Origin of the sequence: Paracoccus sanguinis (assembly GCF_900106665.1) — a bacterium.
In the GTDB taxonomy this organism is placed as follows: domain Bacteria; phylum Pseudomonadota; class Alphaproteobacteria; order Rhodobacterales; family Rhodobacteraceae; genus Paracoccus; species Paracoccus panacisoli.
The window spans coordinates 634,193-653,572 of sequence record NZ_FNNA01000001.1; the positions used below are offsets into that span (position 1 = coordinate 634,193).

General features: G+C 72.5%; 15 protein-coding genes. All 15 read right to left on the reverse strand.

What is annotated here, in order from left to right:
* Nucleotide 1 precedes the first annotated feature (1 nt).
* A complete protein-coding gene (recN, locus tag BLW17_RS03130) occupies nucleotides 2–1,672 on the reverse strand; it encodes a DNA repair protein RecN (protein WP_036732172.1) in 1,671 nt (556 codons plus the stop codon).
* Nucleotides 1,673–1,690: 18 nt separating this feature from the next.
* Nucleotides 1,691–2,536, reverse strand: coding sequence for an outer membrane protein assembly factor BamD (locus BLW17_RS03135; protein ID WP_036700503.1), 846 nt, complete (start codon nucleotides 2,534–2,536; stop codon nucleotides 1,691–1,693).
* 223 nt (nucleotides 2,537–2,759) lie between these two features.
* Nucleotides 2,760–3,704 (reverse strand): UDP-3-O-acyl-N-acetylglucosamine deacetylase, encoded by a 945-nt coding sequence (gene lpxC / locus BLW17_RS03140; protein ID WP_036732169.1) that lies wholly within the window; start codon nucleotides 3,702–3,704, stop codon nucleotides 2,760–2,762.
* 242 nt (nucleotides 3,705–3,946) lie between these two features.
* On the reverse strand, nucleotides 3,947–5,605 hold the full coding sequence (gene ftsZ / locus BLW17_RS03145; protein ID WP_036732166.1) for a cell division protein FtsZ: 1,659 nt from the start codon (nucleotides 5,603–5,605) through the stop codon (nucleotides 3,947–3,949).
* Nucleotides 5,606–5,820: 215 nt separating this feature from the next.
* Nucleotides 5,821–7,170, reverse strand: a complete 1,350-nt coding sequence (ftsA, locus tag BLW17_RS03150; protein WP_036732164.1) for a cell division protein FtsA — start codon at nucleotides 7,168–7,170, stop codon at nucleotides 5,821–5,823.
* Nucleotides 7,171–7,244: 74 nt separating this feature from the next.
* Nucleotides 7,245–8,351, reverse strand: coding sequence for a cell division protein FtsQ/DivIB (locus tag BLW17_RS03155; RefSeq protein WP_211656923.1), 1,107 nt, complete (start codon nucleotides 8,349–8,351; stop codon nucleotides 7,245–7,247).
* A 14-nt stretch (nucleotides 8,352–8,365) separates the two neighbouring features.
* Nucleotides 8,366–9,292, reverse strand: coding sequence for a D-alanine--D-alanine ligase (locus tag BLW17_RS03160; RefSeq protein WP_036736665.1), 927 nt, complete (start codon nucleotides 9,290–9,292; stop codon nucleotides 8,366–8,368).
* A gap of 320 nt (nucleotides 9,293–9,612) precedes the next feature.
* Complete coding sequence (gene murB, locus BLW17_RS03165) at nucleotides 9,613–10,554, reverse strand: UDP-N-acetylmuramate dehydrogenase (protein ID WP_036736661.1); 942 nt, start codon at nucleotides 10,552–10,554, stop codon at nucleotides 9,613–9,615.
* Nucleotides 10,555–10,739: 185 nt separating this feature from the next.
* Nucleotides 10,740–11,024, reverse strand: a complete 285-nt coding sequence (locus tag BLW17_RS03170) for a hypothetical protein (protein WP_036701897.1) — start codon at nucleotides 11,022–11,024, stop codon at nucleotides 10,740–10,742.
* Nucleotides 11,025–11,040: 16 nt separating this feature from the next.
* Nucleotides 11,041–12,468 carry a UDP-N-acetylmuramate--L-alanine ligase gene (murC, locus tag BLW17_RS03175; protein WP_074826063.1) on the reverse strand — a complete coding sequence of 476 codons (1,428 nt, stop codon included), beginning with the start codon at nucleotides 12,466–12,468 and terminating at the stop codon, nucleotides 11,041–11,043.
* Nucleotides 12,465–13,571, reverse strand: a complete 1,107-nt coding sequence (locus tag BLW17_RS03180) for a UDP-N-acetylglucosamine--N-acetylmuramyl-(pentapeptide) pyrophosphoryl-undecaprenol N-acetylglucosamine transferase (RefSeq protein WP_074826065.1) — start codon at nucleotides 13,569–13,571, stop codon at nucleotides 12,465–12,467. The genes murC and BLW17_RS03180 overlap by 4 nt, the downstream gene beginning before the upstream one ends.
* Nucleotides 13,568–14,734, reverse strand: a complete 1,167-nt coding sequence (locus tag BLW17_RS03185; protein WP_036710066.1) for a peptidoglycan glycosyltransferase FtsW — start codon at nucleotides 14,732–14,734, stop codon at nucleotides 13,568–13,570. The genes BLW17_RS03180 and BLW17_RS03185 overlap by 4 nt, the downstream gene beginning before the upstream one ends.
* 268 nt (nucleotides 14,735–15,002) lie before the next feature.
* Nucleotides 15,003–16,409, reverse strand: a complete 1,407-nt coding sequence (gene murD / locus BLW17_RS03190; RefSeq protein WP_036730731.1) for a UDP-N-acetylmuramoyl-L-alanine--D-glutamate ligase — start codon at nucleotides 16,407–16,409, stop codon at nucleotides 15,003–15,005.
* Nucleotides 16,406–18,265, reverse strand: a complete 1,860-nt coding sequence (locus BLW17_RS03195) for an SLC13 family permease (protein ID WP_036730728.1) — start codon at nucleotides 18,263–18,265, stop codon at nucleotides 16,406–16,408. The genes murD and BLW17_RS03195 overlap by 4 nt, the downstream gene beginning before the upstream one ends.
* Nucleotides 18,262–19,347: a phospho-N-acetylmuramoyl-pentapeptide-transferase gene (gene mraY, locus BLW17_RS03200; RefSeq protein ID WP_036710060.1), complete on the reverse strand. Its 1,086-nt coding sequence runs from the start codon at nucleotides 19,345–19,347 to the stop codon at nucleotides 18,262–18,264. Before mraY ends, BLW17_RS03195 begins: the two co-directional genes overlap by 4 nt.
* Between the last annotated feature and the right edge of the window lie 33 nt (nucleotides 19,348–19,380).

Consider the following 19,380-nt stretch of genomic DNA (forward strand, 5'->3'; position numbering starts at 1 on the left):
CTCAGGCCAGCAGGGCCTCGGCCGCGGCGCGGGCGGCCGGGGTGACCTCTTCGCCCGCGAGCATCCGCGCCAGCTCCTCGACCCGCGCGCCGGCCGACAGCGGCTCGACGCGCGAGGTCGTGGCGCCGTCCTCGACCGACTTGGCGACGCGGAAATGCCGCTCGCCCCGCGCCGCCACCTGCGGCGAATGGGTGACGACCAGCACCTGCGCCCCCTCGGCCAGCCGCGCCAGCCGCCGGCCCACGGCATCCGCCGTGGCCCCGCCCACGCCGCGGTCGATCTCGTCGAAGATCATCACCAGCGGGTCGGCGCCCTGCGCCAGCACCACCTTGAGCGCCAAGAGGAACCGCGATAGCTCGCCGCCCGAAGCAATGCGGTCGAGCGGTCCCGCCGGCGCGCCGGGGTTGGTGGCGACGGTGAAGGCCACCGTGTCCTGCCCCTCGGGGCCGGGTTCGCCGGGCGACAGCCGGGTCTCGAACACCGCCCGCTCCATCTTCAGCGGCGCCAGCTCGGCCGCCATCGCGGCATCGAGCCGCCCCGCCGCCTCGGCCCGCGCCGCCGACACCTCGGCCGCCGCCGCCTCATAGGCCGCCCCCGCCGCGGCCAGCGCCCGGGTCAGCTCACCCATCCGCGCCTCGCCCGCGTCGAGCGCAGCCAGCCGCGCCGACAGCTCGCCCGCCAGCGTGGCCAGGTCGTCGGGCAGCACGTCGTGCTTGCGCGCGAGCGCCCGCACCGCGAACAGCCGCTCTTCCGTCGCCTCGAGCGTGCCGGGGTCGAACTCCATCGCCTCGAGCGCGGCCTCGATCCCGCCGGTCGCCTCGCCCAGCTCGATCAGCGCCCGGCCGAGCGCCGCCAGCGGCGCCTCGAGCGGGTCGGGCGTGCCCTCCTCGGCGCCGGTCTTGCCGGACGCACCCTCGAGCCAGCGCACCGCCTCGACCATCGCGCCCTCGGCCCCCGGCTCACCGCCGCCGCCCGCGAGCAGCGCGAGCGCGCGGGCCACGTCGCCGCGGATGCGTTCGGCCGCCTGCATCTGCCGGCGGGCCACGTCGAGCGTCGCCTCCTCGCCCGGCTGCGGGTCGAGCTTTTCCAGCTCGGCCACCGCGTGGCGCAGGAAATCCTCTTCGCGCCGGGCGGCCTCGAGCTGTTCCTCGGCCGCGTCGAGCGCCGCGCGGGCCTGCCGCCGCGCGCCCCAGGCCGCGCGCAGGGGCGCAAGGTCGATCCCGGCGAAGGCGTCGAGAAGCTGGCGGTGGCCGCGCGGGTTCAGAAGCCCGCGGTCGTCGTGCTGCCCGTGCAGCTCGACCAGCACGTCCGAAAGATTGCGCAGCACCTCGCCCGACACCCGCCGGTCGTTGACCCAGCCGGACTTGCGCCCGTCGGCGGCGTTGACCCGGCGCAGGATCAGCTCATCCCCCGCCTCGATCCCCGCCTCGGCCAGCAGCGCGCGGGCCGGATGCGCGGCCGGCAGGTCAAAGACCGCCGTCACCTCGCCCTGCGACGCCCCCTGCCGCACCAGTTCCGCCCGGCCCCGCCAGCCCAGCACGAAGCCCAGGCAGTCGAGCAGGATCGACTTGCCCGCCCCCGTCTCGCCGGTGAGCACGTTCAGCCCCGGCGCGAAGTCGAGCGCCAGCCGGTCGATCAGCAGCATGTCGCGGATGTCGAGGCTTCGCAGCATCGCCGGCCCTCCCGGGCGTCAGAGCCACTTGCCCTGGATCACCTGGCGGTAAACCTTGGTCAGCCACGAATTGCCCTGCGGCGTCGCGGTCAGGCCACGGCCGCGCAGCTGGGCATAGGCGTCCTGGTAATAGGGCGAGGACTGGAAGTTGTGGCCGAGGATGGCCCCCGCCGTCTGCGCCTCGTTGGTCAGGCCGAGCGCGAGGTAGGATTCGACCAGCCGCATCAGCGCCTCGGGCGTGTGGGTCGTGGTCTGGTAATCCTCGACCACCACGCGGAAGCGGTTGATCGCCGCGGTGTAGTGGCCGCGCTTGAGGTAGTAGCGGCCGATCTCCATCTCCTTGCCGGCGAGATGGTCGAAGGACAGGTCGAACTTGAGCACCGCCGAGCGCGCGTATTCGCTGTCGGGATACTGCTCGATCACCTCGCGCAGCGCCTGCAGCGCCTGGAAGGTCAGGCCCTGATCGCGGCCGACCTCGTCGATCTGGTCGTAATAGCTGAGCGCGAGCAGATACTTGGCGTAGGCCGCATCCTCGTCGCCGGGATAGTTGTCGATGAACCGCTGCGCCGCGCCGCGGGCTTCGTCATACTGGCGCGCCTTGTGATAGGCGAAGGCCTGCATGATGAGCGCGCGCTTGGCCCAGTCGGAATAGGGGTAGAGCCGCTCGACCTCGGCGAAGTAATGCACCGCGTCCTTGGGGCGCTTGCCGTTTTCCAGCTCGTATTCGCCGCGCTTGTAGATCTGCTCGGCGGTGAAATTGTCCAGCGGCTGCTTGTTCGCGCCCGGATCGCCGCCGCCGCAGGCCGCGAGCGTCGCCACCACCACCGCCGACATGACAACGCGCCGCAAGTTCCTGACTGTCATCTGCGTCCTGTCCGTCCGTCGTCTGCGGTGGTCGTCTGCGGGCTCGTACCGTCTGTCGGGCAGCCGAGGCGACTCCGCCCGGCCGCGCGGCTTCGCCGTCCTAGCACACAACATCGGAGCGCGCAAAAGGGCAAGATGGCGGTGCCAGAGGCGTTATCGGTGGGGTGATCGGCGCGTTGGCGTCGCTGGGCAGCGGGCGCTGACTGCACCCGCTGGCCGAGGCTCAGGCCACCATCACCGCGCGCGCAGCGTCGCGCTTGGCCGGGGCGACGCGCGGCCGCACTACGCCCGCGCCGGGCAGGCGCTGCACGCAGTCGGTGCTGCAGGTCACCCATTCCCACGCGTCGGGCGTGGCGAACAGCGTCCTGAGCAGCCGGTTGGTCATCGCGTGCCCGGCCCGGTTGCCGGTGTAGCGCGCGAGCAGCGGGGCCCCGGCGAGCGCGAGGTCGCCCACCGCGTCCAGCATCTTGTGGCGCACCGGCTCGTCGCGGTGGCGCATCCCGCCGGGCGAGAGCACCCGGTCGCCGTCCACCACCACGGCGTTGAAATAGGTCCCGCCCAGCGCAAGGCCGCGGGCCTTCATCGACTCGACGTCCGACTGCCGGCAGAAGGTGCGGCTGTCCATCAGCTCGCGCTGGAACGCGCCGTTGGCGAGGTCGAGGGTCTTTTCCTGACGCCCGATGGCCGCATCGGCGAAGTCGATCGCGAACTCCATCTGCAGGTGATCGGCGGGCGACAGCCGGGCGAAGCCCGCGCCGTCATGGACCTCGACCGGCTTCAGCACCCGGATGGCGCGCAGCGGCGCGTCCGACTGGACGAGGCCCGCCGCCACGATCCCGGCCACGAAGGGCGCGGCCGAACCGTCGAGGATCGGCGCCTCGGGGCCGTCGATGTCGATCAGCACGTTGTGGATGCCGGTCCCGGCCAGCGCCGCCATGACATGCTCGACGGTGGAGACGGTGGCGCCGTTCTCGCCCGCGAGCAGGGTGCAGAGCTGCGAGGGCACGACCGCGTCCCAGCACGCCGGAACCAGCGCGCCGCCGAGGTCGGTGCGGCGGAACACCACGCCATGCCCGGCCGGCGCGGGATGCATGGTCATCCGCACGGGCGCGCCGGTGTGAAGGCCGACGCCCGCAAATCGGGCTGGGGTGGCGAGGGTGGCCTGCATGGTCTCGGGTCCGTCTGTTCTACGTTTCTTGCGGGGAAGGTCCCCGATGCAACCGAGGTAGGTCGGCCCTGACCCTGGCTCAATTAACGAATTATGACCGTCTGTAACATCGCCCCGCCCGCGGCGGGCGCGGCGCGGTCTCCAAGACGCAAGTCCTTGGCAAACATGAGAAAGGGGCCGCCGCAGCGGCCCCCGTAAGGCTGGTCCGGTCGCCCCGACGTGATCGGGGCGCGAGGCGGCCGTCAGTTCGCCTGGCGACGCAGGAAGGCCGGGATCTCGACGTTCTCCTTGGCCGAGTCGGGCGCGGCGAGGTCGTCGAAGTCGGTTTCGGCCTGACGGGCGCGGGCCATACGGTCGCTGACGCGCTCGGCGATGGTCTCGGGGCGCGGACGCTCCTGCTCGCCGTGGTGGCCGGCCAGACGCTCCATCATCCGGCCGAGGCCGGCCATGCGGGCCGGGCCACGCGGCGCCTCGGGGGCGGGCGGCGGCGCGGCGGGGCGGCGCGGCGACTCGTCGGCGCGGGCGCGGATGCGCTCGATCCGGGCGGCGGCTTCGGCCGAAGGCTGGCCGCGGCCACCCTGCGGGCGCACCGGCGCAGTGTAGCCGCTCGGGTCGTCGCTCAGGCGGCGGTCGTAGCTGCGCGGGTCGATGCGCGGCTCGGGCCGGGTCTCGGCGCGGCTCTCGGCGCGCTCCTCCTCGCGCAGCGCGTCGTAACGCGGCTCGGGGCGGGGCTCGGCGGGGCGATAGGCCGGCTCGGGCAGCGCCTCGTCCAGCGGGGCGCGGGCGACCGGCGCCTCGATGACCGGGGTGCGGCGGGCGGGCACCGCGTCATCCTCGTCGGCGCTCGCGGCGGGCTTCTGCGCCACCGCCGGGTGCTGGGTCAGCGGCTCGCGCAGGCCGCGGCGCGGGGCCGGCGGCTCGGCGGCGGCTGCCGCGGCGAGGTCGATGCCGGTCGCCACGACCGACACCCGCACCGTGCCCTCGAGCTCGGGGTCGAGCGTCGAGCCGACGATGATGTTGGCCTCGGGGTCGACCTTCTCGCGGATCTTCTCGGCCGCCTCGTCCATCTCGAACAGCGTGAGGTCGTGGCCGCCGGTGATGTTGATGAGCACGCCCTTGGCGCCGTTGAGGCTGATCTCGTCCAGCAGCGGGTTGGCAATGGCCTTTTCGGCCGCCTCGACGGCGCGGTTGTCGCCGGTCGCCTCGCCGGTGCCCATCATCGCCTTGCCCATCTCGTCCATCACCGCGCGCACGTCGGCGAAGTCGAGGTTGATCAGGCCCGGCCGCACCATCAGGTCGGTCACGCCCTTGACGCCCTGGTAGAGGACGTCGTCGGCCATGGCGAAGGCCTCGGTGAAGGTGGTCTTTTCGTTGGCGATCCGGAACAGGTTCTGGTTCGGGATGATGATGAGCGTGTCCACGACCTTCTGCAGCGCCTCGACGCCCTCGTCGGCCTGCCGCATCCGCTTCGAGCCCTCGAACTGGAAGGGCTTGGTCACCACGCCGACGGTCAGGATGCCCATCTCGCGCGCGGCCTGGGCGATGATCGGGGCGGCGCCGGTGCCGGTGCCGCCGCCCATGCCGGCGGTGATGAAGCACATGTGCGCGCCCATCAGGTGGTCGACGATATCCTCGATGGTCTCTTCGGCGGCCTTGGCGCCGATCGACGGCTTGGCGCCGGCGCCCAGCCCCTCGGTCACCTTGGGCCCAAGCTGGACGCGGCTTTCGGCGCGGCTTTGCGCCAGCGCCTGCGCGTCGGTGTTGGCCACCACGAACTCGACCCCGTCGAGCCGCTTCTCGATCATGTTGTTGACCGCGTTGCCGCCCGCGCCGCCGACACCGAAGACGGTGATGCGCGGACGCAGCTCCTGGTCGTCGGTCATCATCAGGTTCAGATTCATCGCCGCCTGCCCTTCCGTTTCTGGTTGCCGGGTCGTTGGGCGCCCGGTCGAATCCCCTGTATCCCCGTGCAGCCTAGCCAGATTCGCGCCAAGCGTCATGGGGAAATCCGCAGATATCCACAAAATATGCCGTGCCCGGCGGGGCCAATCAGCGGTATGTTGCCGATACCCCTAACCGTGGTGGTTCGGGGCCGCCGCGCGGTCACCGGTTGCGGTCACCAGTTGTTGCGGAACCAGCGATAGGCCCGCTTGAGCCCCGTCACCCCGCCCCGTTCCACCGGCATCTCGAAGTCCCACCATTCGTCCTGCGGGTTGGCCGCGTGCAGCGCGAGGCCGACCGTCGCCGCGTGGCAGGGCGCGGTGTGCTGCTGCGCGAGCCCGTGGATGCGCAGCGGCCGCCCCACCCGGACGTTCTGCCCGAGGATGCGCGCGGCCAGCGTGTCGAGCCCGGGGATCTGGCTTGCGCCCCCGGTCAGCACCACCTGCCGCGAGGGCATCTGGTCGAAGCCCGCGGCATCCAGCACGCCCCGCACCTCGTCGAGGATCTCTTCGACCCGCGGGCGCATGATCCCGATCAGGTCGGCGCGGCTGACGGACCGGCGCTCGCCGTTCCAGTCCTCGGCCATGCCCGCCCCCGGCACGTTGGTCACGTCGATCATCTCGCGGTCGTCGCGGCCCGTGGCCTCGAGCCCGCCGTGCCGGGTCTTGAGCCATTCCGCCGTCGCCATCGGCACCCGCAGCCCCTGGCTGATGTCGCGGGTCACCAGATCGCCGCCCATCCGCACCGCATCGGCAAAGATCATGTGCTTCTTGAGAAACAGCGACACACCGGTGACGCCGCCGCCCATGTCGATGCAGGCGGCGCCGAGTTCCTGCTCGTCCTCGACCAGCGCCGCGCGGCCGGCGGCATAGGCGGCCGAGCCCACGCCCGCGAGCTCGAGGTCGCAGCGGCGGATGCAGTGGACGAGGTTCGAGGCCGTCGAGCCGTCCAGCGTCAGTACGTGCATGTCGACCGCCAGCCGGTTGCCCACGATGTCGCGCGGGTCCGGCAGGCCCGAGCGCGCGTCCACGGCGAAGTTCACCGGCTGGGCGTGCAGCACCTCGCGGTTGCGGCCGAAATCGGGGGCGTCGCAGGCGGCGATGGCGGCGCCCACGTCCGGCTCGGTCACCTTGCCGGACTTGAGCGCGATCTCGCCCGCCAGCCCGTAGGAGGAGGGGCGCCCGCCCGACAGCGTGGCGATGACGTGATCGACCCGCACGCCCGCCTGTTTCTGCGCCGCCGAGACGGCGTGGCGGACGCAGCGCTCGGTCTCGGCCATCGTCTCGATCTCGCCGTAGCGGACGCCGCGCGACTGGGTGGTGAACTGGCCGATGACGCGGAACGAGGACTGCCCCGCCATCGGGCCGACGCCGTCGGTCTCGCGGAACTGGCCGGGGCCGTCGAACTGCAGGATGATGCAGGTGATCTTCGAGGTGCCGATGTCGAGCACGGCCAAGACGCCGCGCGCCATCGCCTGCCGCCGCATCTGCCGCATCGCCCGCTGGGCTTCGTAAAGATCGCGCATCCCTGTTCCTCCCTGCCCCTCGGTTCTCTCTCTGCCGTCGGCGAGGCCCCTTGTGCCGGGGCCGCCGCCTCTCCTCAGCCGCGCCCCTTCGGCGCCGGCGCGGCGGCCGCCTTGCCGCTCTTGCCGCCCGAGGCCTTCGCCTTGCTCGTGGCCTTGCCCTTGGCCGGCGCCTTGGCCGTCGTGGCCTTGCCCTTGCTGGTCCCCGCCGGAGTCGCGGCGCCGACGCGGGCGCCCTCCTCGGGCTCGATCTCGACCCCGTCGGGGCCGAGCGGGTTCATCCCCAGCGCCTTACGGACCGTGTTCTGCGCCGTCAGCCCCATTCGCAGCACCGGGCGGGCCGGGTCGCGCAGGTCGACCGCCACCACGTCGCGGGACAGAAGCCCGTCGGCCTTCTCCATCGCCAGCGCCGCCTCGAGCGCGGGCAGCGGGTTCTCGGTCGGCAGCATGATCCGCTGCCCGCGGTCGAGCACGACGTCCCAGCGCCGCTCGCCCATCCGCTCGAGCCCGCGCAGCCGCGGCAGGATCGGCCCGGCGGCGTCGATCAGCGCCAGGGCCTCGGGCGCCCGCGCCCCCGCCCCCTCACCGGCGATCACCGGCAGGTCGCGGCGCAGGTCGCGCGAGGTGACCGAGGCGACGCGGTGCCCGGTCTTGTCCAGAAGCTCGATCCCGCGCGCGTGGCGCCAGAGGACCACGGGCGTCCGCTCGGTCACCACCGCCGACAGGATGCCGCCCGGCTGGATGCGCAGGTCGACGTGCTCGACCGCGTCGAGCATCTGGATCTGCATCCTGAGCTTCGGCAGGTCGATGTCGAAGCTCGACGCCGGCAGCGTCACCGGCAGCATGGCGCGCAGCCCCTTGTCGACCGCGGGCGAGGCGCCCTCGATCTCCATCCGGTGGACCATGAAGGCCTCGCGCGACTGGATCTTCTCGACCATCGCGGTGAGCCCGCCTGAGAGATTCGCCCGGCGGGTGTCGTCGGCGAGATAGAGCCCGCCGATCATGCAGATCAGGAACGCCGGCAGCCCGACCCGCAGCAGCCGGCGGTAGAGCGGTGTGAGCCACATCCGGTTGAGCCGATAGGCCAGCCGCGACGGCCCCGGCTCACGCCGCGGGGCGCGGGCGGGCTGGGGGCGGGCGCCGGCGCGCCGGGCGGGGGCCGGGCGGGCCGCAGTCTCGCCCATCGGTCCTGGGCGGGTCAGTCCCTGCACAGCGCGTCCTCCACCATCCAGCGGCACAGATCGGGGAAGGCGATGCCCGCATGGGCGGCCTGCTCGGGGGCGAGCGAGGTCGGCGTCATCCCCGGCTGGGTGTTCGTCTCGAGCAGCACCAGCCCGTCCACGCCGCGCGACTCGTCCCAGCGGAAGTCGGTGCGCGACAGCCCGCGGCAGCCGAGCGCCCGGTGCGCGCGCAGCGCGTAGTCGAGGCAGGCCGCGGTGATCTCGGCCGGGATCGCCGCCGGGATGACGTGGCGCGAGCCGCCCTCGGCGTATTTCGCGTCGTAGTCGTACCAGCCGTCGGTGACGATCTCGGTCACCGCCAGCGCCCGGTCGCCCATGACCGTGGTGGTCAGCTCGCGCCCCGGGGCATAGGCCTCGACCATCACCCGCGCGGGCATGGCGTCCGAGAGGGCCGGGGCCGGGTCGCCCTCGTGCACGATATAGACGCCGACCGACGAGCCTTCGTCGTTCGGCTTGACCACGTAGGGGGGCGGCATGACGTGGCCGGCGCGCACGTCCTCGCGGTCGGCGATGACGCTGGCCACGATCGGCAGCCCGGCCTCGCGGAAGGCGTGCTTGGCGCGGGTCTTGTCCATCGCCAGGGCCGAGGCGAGCACGCCGGAATGGGTGTAGGGCAGCCCGAACCATTCGAGCAGCCCCTGCACGCAGCCATCCTCGCCGTAGCGGCCGTGGAGCGCGTTGAAGACGACGTCCGGGCGCTGCTCGGAGAGCCGCCGGGCCAATTCGGCCCCGCCCCGGTCGCCCATCCCGGCGACCGACGCGCCAGCCGCATCGCCGCGGCCGAGCGTGACCTCGACCACCTCAAATCCCGCCACCCGCAGCGCCTTGGCGCATTCGCGCCCCGTGGACAGCGACACCTCGTGCTCTGCCGAGGGGCCGCCCATCAGGACCGCTACGGTGTGGGCTGTCCTGCTCGACCTGCCCGCCACATCTGCCTTTCGCCCGGTTGTCCGGGACTGGTTTTCCGGGGACGTTGCCCCGACCGCGCCCCCTTCGCGGAGGTGTCGGCCTTGCCCGGCATGATACTCACAAGCCCGTGCGCGGGAAAAGGGTCTTTCCGTCGCAACGCGCGGGTGAGAGGCAGATTGTCGCCCCTCGCCCGGGGACTGCGGGGCGGGGTGGGGCTTGCGTTGGCTTCAGGGCCGGGGGTCGTCGGTGACGCTCTCACGAGCCTGCGCCCCCCGCCCCGCCAGCGCGCGGCGCCTCAGGCGGCAGGCGCGTCCGAGTAGGCCGGCTCGCCCACGCGGATCACCTCCCACGTGAGGTCGAGCCCGGCCATCGCGCGGACCCGCGCCCGCACCAGTTCGCCCAGCGCCTCAAGCTCCGCCGCCGAGGCGTCGCCGGTGTTGATCAGGAAATTGGGGTGCTTCTCGCTCATCTGCGCGCCGCCGAGTCGGTGGCCGCGCAGCCCCGCCTCTTCGATCAGCTTCCACGCCTTGAGGTCGTGGACGTCATCGGCCCGCCCCGTCGAGCTGAACCCGGCCGGGTTGCGGAAGGTCGAGCCGGCGCTGCGGTCGCGCGTGGGCTGGGTCGCGTCGCGACGGGCCAGCTGGTCCTGCATCCGCGCGACCAGCGCCGCGGGGTCGCCTGCTTCCGCGCGGAAGCTGGCGCGGGTCAGCACCCAGCCCTCGGGCAGGTGGCTGTGGCGATAGTCGAACTGCAGCTCGTCGGGGGTGAGGGTCAGCACCGCACCGTCGCGGGCCACGACCTCGGCCTCGATCAGGTGGTCGGCGATGTAGCTGCCATAGCAGCCCGCGTTCATGCGGATCGCCCCGCCGATGCTGCCGGGGATGGTCCTGAGGAAGGTCAGGTCGCGCCCCGCCTCGGCCGCGCGGCGCGCCACATGGGCGTCGAGGGCGGCGGCGCCGGCGATCACGCGGTCGCCCTCGATGGTGACGTCGTTGAAGCCGCGGCCGAGGCGGATCACCACGCCGCGGATGCCGCCGTCGCGGACGATGAGGTTCGAGCCGACGCCCATCGGGAAGACCGGCACCTCGGCGGGCAGCGCGGCGAGGAATGCGGCGAGGTCGTCGCGGTCGGCAGGCTGGAACAGCCAGTCGGCCGGGCCACCGACGCGCAGCCAGGTCAGGTCGGCGAGCGGGCGGTCGGCGGTCAGCGTGCCGCGCGGGGTGGGGAGGAGGGTCATGGTGGGGGACCTCGCGGGGACTGGCTCTCGGTCCGGGGGTAGGCGAGGCGGCGCGCGGTGACAAGCGCCTCGCGGGCGGGCGGGGTCGGCACGGGGGGCTGTCTGCCCCCCGGGGCGCCCGTGCGGGCGCCCTCCCCCCGAGGATATTTGGTCAGGAAAGAAAGGGTTTGGGGAAAGCTGGCGCCTCAGCCGATCCGGCGGCGGTGGGCGGTCCAGAACCCGGCGACGGCGCCGAGGATCAGCGACACGACGCCCGGCACCGCGACGAGGAAGATCAGCGCCGCCTGCCGGGTCTGGGCGTCGCCGCTGCGGACCTCGCGCGTCAGCGGCCAGCCGACCAGCGCCACCACGGCGCAGAGCGCCAGCGCACCCAGCACCCCGGCGAGGCCCCAGCGCCGGGCGGCAAGCCACGCCGCCAGCCCCGGCAGCGTCCCCGCGAGCGCCGCGGCCAGCGCGTAGTCGGCGAACATCGGCGCCCCCCTCCGCTCAGGCGGCCCGCGCCGTCAGCCGGTCGGGCAGCGCGTTGGCCCAGGCCGAGATGGTGCCGGCGCCGAGGCACACGACCATGTCGCCGGGCCGCGCCTGCTCGCGCACCAGGCGGGCGAGGTCGTCCTCGTCCATCACCGCGCGGGCGTGGCGGTGGCCGTGGGCGATCAGCCCGGCCACCAGATCATCGCGGCTCGCGCCCGGGATCGGGTCTTCGCCCGCCGAATAGACCTCGGCGATGGCGACCACGTCGGCCTCGTTGAAGCAGGTGCAGAAGTCGTCGAAGAGATTCGAGAGCCGCGAATAGCGGTGCGGCTGGTGGACCGCGATCACCCGGCCCTGCGTCGCCTGCCGGGCGGCCTTGAGCACGGCCGCGATCTCGACCGGGTGGTGGCCGTAGTCGTCGATGATGGTAACGCCGCCGACCTGGCCCACCTTGGTGAAGCGCCGCCCGACGCCGCCGAACTTGGCCAGCGCCTCGCGGATCTCGGCCCGCTTCATCCCCAGGTGGCGGGCAACGGCCACCGCCGACAGCGCGTTCGAGACGTTGTGATCGCCCGGCATCGGCAGGGTGCAGCCCTCGATCACCGGCACCTCGCCGTCGTTCAGCACCGCCTCGCCCTGCAGCGCCACGTCGAAATGCGCGACGCCGTTCTCGTAGCGCAGGTTCAGCGCCCGCACGTCGGCCTGGGCATTGAAGCCGAAGGTCACGACACGCCGGTCGGTGACACGGCCGACGAGGCTCTGCACCTCGGGGTGATCGGTGCAGCAGACCGCGAGCCCGTAGAACGGGATGTTCGACACGAAGTCGGTGAAGCCTTTGCGCAGCGCGTCGAAGCTGCCCCAGTGCTCCATGTGCTCGGGGTCGATGTTGGTCACGATGGCGATCGTCGCGGGCAGGCGGTTGAAGCTGCCGTCGCTTTCGTCGGCCTCGACCACCATCCACTCGCCGGCGCCGGCGCGCGCGTTCGAGCCGTAGGCGTGGATCACCCCGCCGTTGATGACCGTGGGGTCGAACCCGCCCGCGTCGAGCAGCGTCGCCACCATCGTCGTGGTGGTCGTCTTGCCGTGGGTGCCGGCGATGGCGATGTTGGACTTGAGCCGCATCAGCTCGGCCAGCATCTCGGCCCGGCGGACGACCGGCAGGCCGCGGCGGCGCGCCTCTTCCAGCTCGGGGTTGCCCTTCTTGATGGCGGTCGAGATGACGACCACCCCGGCCTCGCCCAGGTTCTCGGCCCGCTGGCCCTCGAACACGGTGGCGCCGAGCTTTTCCAGCCGGTCGGTGATCTTCGACCGCTTCGCGTCCGACCCCTGCACGGCATAGCCCAGCGTCATCAGCACCTCGGCGATGCCGGACATGCCGATGCCGCCGATGCCGACGAAATGGATGGGGCCGAGTTCGCCCGGCAGTTTGGTGGCAGCGTTCATGCGGCAAGGTCCTCCACGAGGTCATGCAGTCGGGCGGCGGCGTCGGGCCGGCCCAGCGAAAGGGCGGTGTCGGCCATCTGCGCGGCGCGCGCCGGGTCCGACAGGATCTCGCGCAGATCGCGCGTCAGGCTGTCCGCGTCCAGCACGGATTCGGGCAGAAGGATCGCGGCGCCGGTTTCGGCAAGAGCCCGCGCATTGGCGGTCTGGTGATCGCCGGTCGCGGCAGCATAGGGGATCAGGATCGCCGGCCGGCCGATCACCGTGATGTCGGCGATGGACGAGGCGCCCGCGCGGCTGACCACCGCCTGCGCGGCAGCGAGCCGTTCGGGGACGTCGGTGAAGAACGGCTGCACCTCGGCCGCGATCCCCGCGGCGGCGTAGGCGGCGACGACCGCCTCGGCATCCTCGGCGCGCGCCTGGTGGCTGACCCGCAGGCGGGCGCGCAGCCCCTCGGGCAGGCCTGCCACGGCGGCAGGCACGGTGGCCGAGAGCACCCGCGCCCCCTGGCTGCCGCCGATGACGACGAGGTTCAGCGCCCCCTCGCCATTCGGGGGGCGGTAGGCGGTTCCGGCGCGGTCCAGCACCGCGCGGCGGACCGGGTTGCCGGTGTGGATGCCGGTGACGCCCCGGGGCAGGTCGGTGGGCCAGGTGCCGCAGGCGACGCGCTGGACGCGGGAGGCGAACAGCCGGTTCACGCGCCCCATCACCCCGTTCTGTTCGTGGATCATGCGCGGGATGCCCAGCGCGACCGCGGCGCCCAGCGCCGGGATGGTCGGGTAGCCGCCGAAGCCCACCACCACCGCCGGCCGGTCGCGCCGCATCTGGAGGAGGGCCGCACCCACCCCCTGCCCCACCACCGCCGGCGCGGTGAGCTTGCCGAGTGCCCCGCCCCGCGCGGTGGTGGCCGAGCGGACGATCCGCCGCTCGACCGCCGCCGGGAACCCGCCCGCGTAGCGCGCGCCGCGGTCGTCGGTGGACAGGACCACGCGCCAGCCCGCCTCGAGCAGCCGCTCGGCCAGCGCCTGGGCGGGGAACATGTGCCCGCCGGTGCCGCCGGCCGCGATCAGCGCCAGCCTGCCCCTGCCGTTTGCCGCCTCGCTCATCGCCCGGCGCGCCCCAGCACGTCGGCGATCAGGTTCTGCGGCCGCCTGCGGGTCAGCGCGAGCAGCATCCCCAGCGTGATCCCCGAGGCGATCACCGACGAGCCGCCGTAGCTGACGAAGGGCAGCGTCATGCCCTTGGCCGGCAAGAGCCGCACCGCCACCCCCATGTTGATCAGCGCCTGCACCCCGAAGGCGCAGGCCAGCCCGGTCCCGGCAATACGGGCGAAGGGGTCGCGCTCGGCCAAGAGCCGCCAGAGCGAGCGGACCACGATCGCGCAGTAGAGCGCGATGATCAGCATCACCATGACGAAGCCGTATTCCTCGGCCGCGACCGCGATGATGAAGTCGGTGTGGGCGTCGGGCAGCGACCACTTGACCGAGCCCTCGCCGACGCCGACGCCGAAGAACCCGCCCTCCTGGATGGCGTTGGTGGCGTAGCCGATCTGGGTCCGCGGATCGACCTCGGCCGACAGGAAGCCGTTGATGCGGCGGGCGAAATGTTCGCTGTTGGCATAGGCGAACGAGCCTGCGCCGGCGGCCAGCGCGATGATCCCCGCGATCAGCGTGACCGGCGCGCCCGAGACGAAATACATCACCAGCCAGGCGAAGAGGATCAGCGAGGCCTGGCCGAAGTCGGGCTGCAGCGCGAGCAGCAGGACCACGGTGGCGAGGATGAAGAAGGAATAGAGCCGCCCCGGCGGCCCGCCCACCGTCTGTGCCGAGGCCATGAACCAGGCGCAGAGGGCGATGAAGCCGGGCTTGAGGAACTCGGACGGCTGGACCGAGGCGAAGCCGAGGCTGAGCCAGCGCGTGGCCCCTTTGCCGAAGTCGGTGCCGATGAAGGGCAGCGCGACAACGGTCAGGAACGCGCCCGCGAACAGCACTACCCCGAAGCGGCGGACCTGCACCGGCGACATCATCGAGATCACCAGCATCACCGCGATGCCGATGCCGCCGAAGACCGCCTGCCTTGTGACATAGTAGAACTGCGGCAGCCCGTTACGCTCGGCCAGCGGCACCGACGCGGCGAGGCCGAGCAAGAGCCCGACCCCGAACAGCGCCAGCACGAAGCCGAGCGACCATCGGTCCACCGTGCGCCACCAGCGGGGAAGAATCGGATCGCCCACCCGCGCGGGTGTGGCGCCAAAGACCATCTCGGTCATGGGACTACCGCCGTCACTGCCTCTGCCCTCGCCCGGATGTGCCCCCGGGTCTGCGAGGCAGGATAGCGCGGTTGGCCCGTCCGCGCTACAGCCGATTGGCGCGCGGGGACGATCGGCGCCGGACCGGGGGCCAGCCCCCGGACCCCCGGGATATTTTCATCCAGCCCGAGGCCAACCCCGAGGACGGCGGACTCAGGCGGTTCAGATTATCCTCGGGGGGAGTCGCGCACGCGCCCGGGGGCAGACAGCCCCCCTGCGACGCGGCCCCTCAGCGCGGCAGCGCGTTCACCAGCGCAGTGAAATGCTCGCCGCGTTTCTCGAAATTCGGGTACTGGTCGAAGCTCGCCGAGGCGGGGGCGAGCAGCACCGTGTCGCCCGGCTCGGCCTCGGCGTGGGCGCGGGCGACGGCGGCCTCCATCGTCTCGACGACCTCGTGCGGGGTCGCGCCGAGCTGCAGCGCGAAGTCGCGCGCCGAATGGCCGATGAGATAGGCCTTGCGCACCCGTCCGAACAGCGGCGCGAGGCTGGCGATGCCGCCCTCTTTCCCCAGCCCGCCGACGATCCAGCGGATGTTCTCGAACGCCAGCAGCGCCTTTTCGGCGCTGTCGACGTTGGTCGCCTTGGAATCGTTGACCCAGCGCACCCCGCCCAGCGTCGCCACCGTCTGGCTGCGGTGCAGCAGGCCGGCGAAGTCGTGGAACGCCGCCTCGATCTCGCGCGGGGCGAGGCCCACGGCGCGGCAGGCGGCATAGGCCGCGCAGGCGTTCTGGTGGTTGTGGGCGCCCGGCAGCCCGGTCACGGCCCGCAGGTCGATCGAGGCCACCTGCCGGCCCTTGCGCCACTCGGACAGGAACCCCTTGCGGGCTGTCACCGCCCAGCCGAAACCCTCGAGCTTGCCCTCGACCGAGACGCGGATCACCCGGTCGTCCTGCGGCCCCTGCCCCATCTGGCCGGCCAGATAGCGGCCCTCGGGCTCGTCCACGCCAATCACGCAGCGGTCCGGCCCGCCCTCGGCAAAGAGCCGCCGCTTGGCGGCGAAATACCCGCCCATGCCGCCGTGGCGGTCCATGTGATCGGGCGAGAGATTGGTGAACACCGCCACGTCCGGGGTCAGCGCCCGCGCGAGGTCGGTTTGGTAGGACGACAGCTCGAGCACCACGACCTCGCCATCCACCGGCGGGTCGAGCGACAGCACGCCGGTGCCGATGTTGCCGCCCATCTGGGTCGGCCGGCCGGCGCGGTCGAGGATGTGGTGGATCAGCGCCGTCGTGGTCGACTTGCCGTTCGAGCCGGTGACGCAGATCACCCGCGGGGGGGTGTCGAACGCCTCCCACCCCGTGCTGGCGAAACTGCGGAAGAACAGGCCGATGTCATTGTCCACCGGCACCCCGCGGGCCAGCGCCTGCGCGATGGCCGGGTGCGGCGCGGGGTAGAGATGCGGGATCCCGGGCGAGGTGATGAGCGCGTTGATCCGCCCCTCGGCCCAGCCCGCGTCGCGGGTCAGGTCCACGAGCGCCAGCCCCTCGGCCTCGGCGCTGGCGCGGGTCTCGGCGCTGTCGTCCCAGGCGACGACGCGCGCACCCCCGGCAGCGAGCGCCGCGGCCGTGGCGCGGCCCGAACGGCCGAGCCCCAGCACGGCGATGGTCTGGTTCTCAACACCAAGCACAGGGATCATAGCGGCCACACGATCGGCAGAAGGAGGAGGGAGACGGCCGCCACCACCACCTCGATCACCAGCCCCGGTTTCCAGTAGTCGCCGAAGCGGAAGCCGCCGGGACCGAGGATCAGGGTGTTGTTCTGGTGCCCGATGGGGGTGAGGAAGGCGCAGGAGGCGCCGATGGCGACGGCCATGAGGAAGCTGTCAGGGCTCGCGCCCAGCACGTCGGCGATGCCGAGCGCGATGGGCGTCATCACCGCCGCGGTGGCGGCGTTGTTCATCACGTCCGACAGCACCATCGTGACCACCAGCACCAGCGCCAGCGCCAGCAGCGGGCGTCCATCGGCAAGGCTGCCGACGAGGGTGCGGGCGATCAGCTCGGCCCCGCCCGTGGCCTCGAGCGCCGCGGCGACCGGCATCAGCGCCCCCAGCAGCACGATCACCGGCCAGTCGATCGAATCGTACATCATCCGCAGCGGCAGCGCCCCGGTGATGATGACCCCCAGCACCGCGATCAGGAACGCGACCGCCGTCGGCAGCACCCCGAACCCGGCGAGCCCCACGCCCAGCGCCATGAACCCGGCCGCCGCCAGCGCCCGCCGCCGGTCGGGCAGCGTCAGCCCGCGCTCGGCCAGCGGGACGATGCCGTGCTCGGCCCCGAAATGCGTCAGCGCCTCGGTCGGTCCCTGCACCAGCAGCAGGTCGCCCGAGGCCAGCGGCGTGTCGCGCAGGCGCGAGGTCTGGCGGCGCCCCTCGCGGCCGAGGGCGAGCAGGTTCACCCCCAGCCGCGTGCGCAGCGCCAGCCCCATGGCCGAGCGGCCCACGATGTCCGAGCCGGGCAGCACCACGAATTCGCGGATCTGGATGTCCGAGGCCGGCGCGGCCAGCGCCGCGACGGGCCGGGCGGTTTCCTCGACCGCGGCCTCGGTGGCCTCGTCTCCGGCTGCCTCGGCCGCCTCAGCCGCCTCGGCCGCCTCGCGCGCCGCGGCGTCGCGCGGCTCGAGGGCGAGGCCGAGGCGGGCGAGCACGTCGCCCAGCGCGGTGACGTCGCCCTCGACGATCAGGATGTCGCCGGCGTGGATGTTGCGCGAGCCGCGCGGCGCGGTCAGGTGGACCTCCCCGCGGACGAGGCCGGTGATCTGCGCGCCCTCCTTGGCGAACTGGCTTTCCGCCTCGTGCAGGGTCATGCGGGCGGCGGCAGAACCTTCCGATACGCGCAGCTCGGTCAGGTAGCTGCCGACGGCGAAGGCGTCGCCCGCCGCGGGGCGCGCCGGCACCAGCCGCCAGATGAAGAGCGCGAGCGCCACCACCCCGGTCACGGCCACGGCGACCCCCACGGGGGCAAAGTCGAACATCCGGTAGGGGCCGAGCCCCGCCTCGGCCCGCAGGCCCGAGACGATGAGGTTCGGCGGCGTGCCGATCAGCGTCGTCATCCCGCCGAGCATGGTGGCAAAGGCCAGCGGCATGAGCACCTGCCCCGGCGCCCGGTCGTGGCGGTGCGCCAGCCGCACCGCGACCGGCATCAGCAGCGCCATGGCGCCCACGTTGTTCATGAAGGCCGAGAGCAGCGCGCCCAGCGACAGCAGCGCCAGCAGCGAGACGGTCACGCCCCCCTGCTGCGGCAGCACCCGCCGCGCCAGCACGTCGACCGCGCCGGTGGTCTGCAGCGCGCGGCTGAGGATCAGCACGCAGGCCACGGTGATCACCGCGGGCTGGCTGAACCCGGCAAACGCCTCGCGCCCCGGGACGAGCCCGGCCAGCACCACCGCCACCAGCGCGATCAGCGCCACCAGGTCGTGACGCAGCCGGCCCCACAGGAACAGCCCGATCGTCCCGGCGAGAATGGCGAAGATCAGCGTCTGGTCCTGGGTCATCTGAGTTTGAGCGTGGCCAGACCGATCAGAGCAAGGATCACCGCGATGATCCAGAAGCGGATCACGATCTGCGGCTCGGCCCAGCCCTTTTTCTCGAAGTGATGGTGGATCGGCGCCATCAGGAACACCCGACGCCCGGTGCGCTTGAAGTAGAGCACCTGGATGATGACCGACAGCGCCTCGACCACGAACAGACCGCCGACGATGGCCAGCACGATCTCATGCTTGATGCAGACCGCGATGGCGCCCAGCGCGCCGCCGAGCGCGAGGCTGCCGGTGTCGCCCATGAACACCGCCGCGGGCGGGGCGTTGTACCACAGGAACCCAAGCCCGCCGCCGATCAGCGCCGCGACGAAGACGGCGATCTCGCCGGTGCCGGGGACGAAGTGGACGCCGAGGTAGTTGGCGAAGACGGCGTTGCCGACGAGATACGAGATGATGCCGAAGGTCGCGGCGGCGATCATCACCGGGCCGATGGCCAGCCCGTCCAGCCCGTCGGTGAGGTTCACCGCGTTCGCGGCCCCGACGATCACCAGCATGGCGAAGGGGACGAAGAACACCCCGAGGTTGATCAGCGCGTTCTTGAAGAACGGCAGCGCCAGTTGCCCCGAGAGCGCGTCCGGGTGCAGCGCCGCCGCCGCGAGGCCCGCGAGCGCGCCGACCGCCAGCCCGATCCCCATGCGGACCCGGCCCGAGACCCCGGCGTGGTGCTGCTTGGTCACCTTGGCGTAGTCGTCGGCAAAGCCGATCGCGGCGAAGGCCGCGGTGACCAGCAGCACGATCCAGATGTAGCCGTTGTCGAGCCGCGCCCAGAGCAGGGTCGAGACGAACAGCGCCGACAGGATCAGGATGCCGCCCATCGTGGGCGTCCCCGCCTTGGCGAAGTGGTCAGGTCCGATCTCGCGCAGCGGCTGGCCCTTCTTCTGCTTCACGCGCAGAAAGTCGATCAGCGGCCGGCCGAAGATGAACCCGAAGATGAGCGCGGTGAAGAACGCCGCCCCGGCCCGGAAGGTGATGTAGCGGAACAGGTTGAACACCCCTCCGGCGCCGTCCGGGGACAGGGTGGCAAGCCAGTAGAGCATCGGGATTCCTTCGGTCAGGTCGGGCGGGTCGGA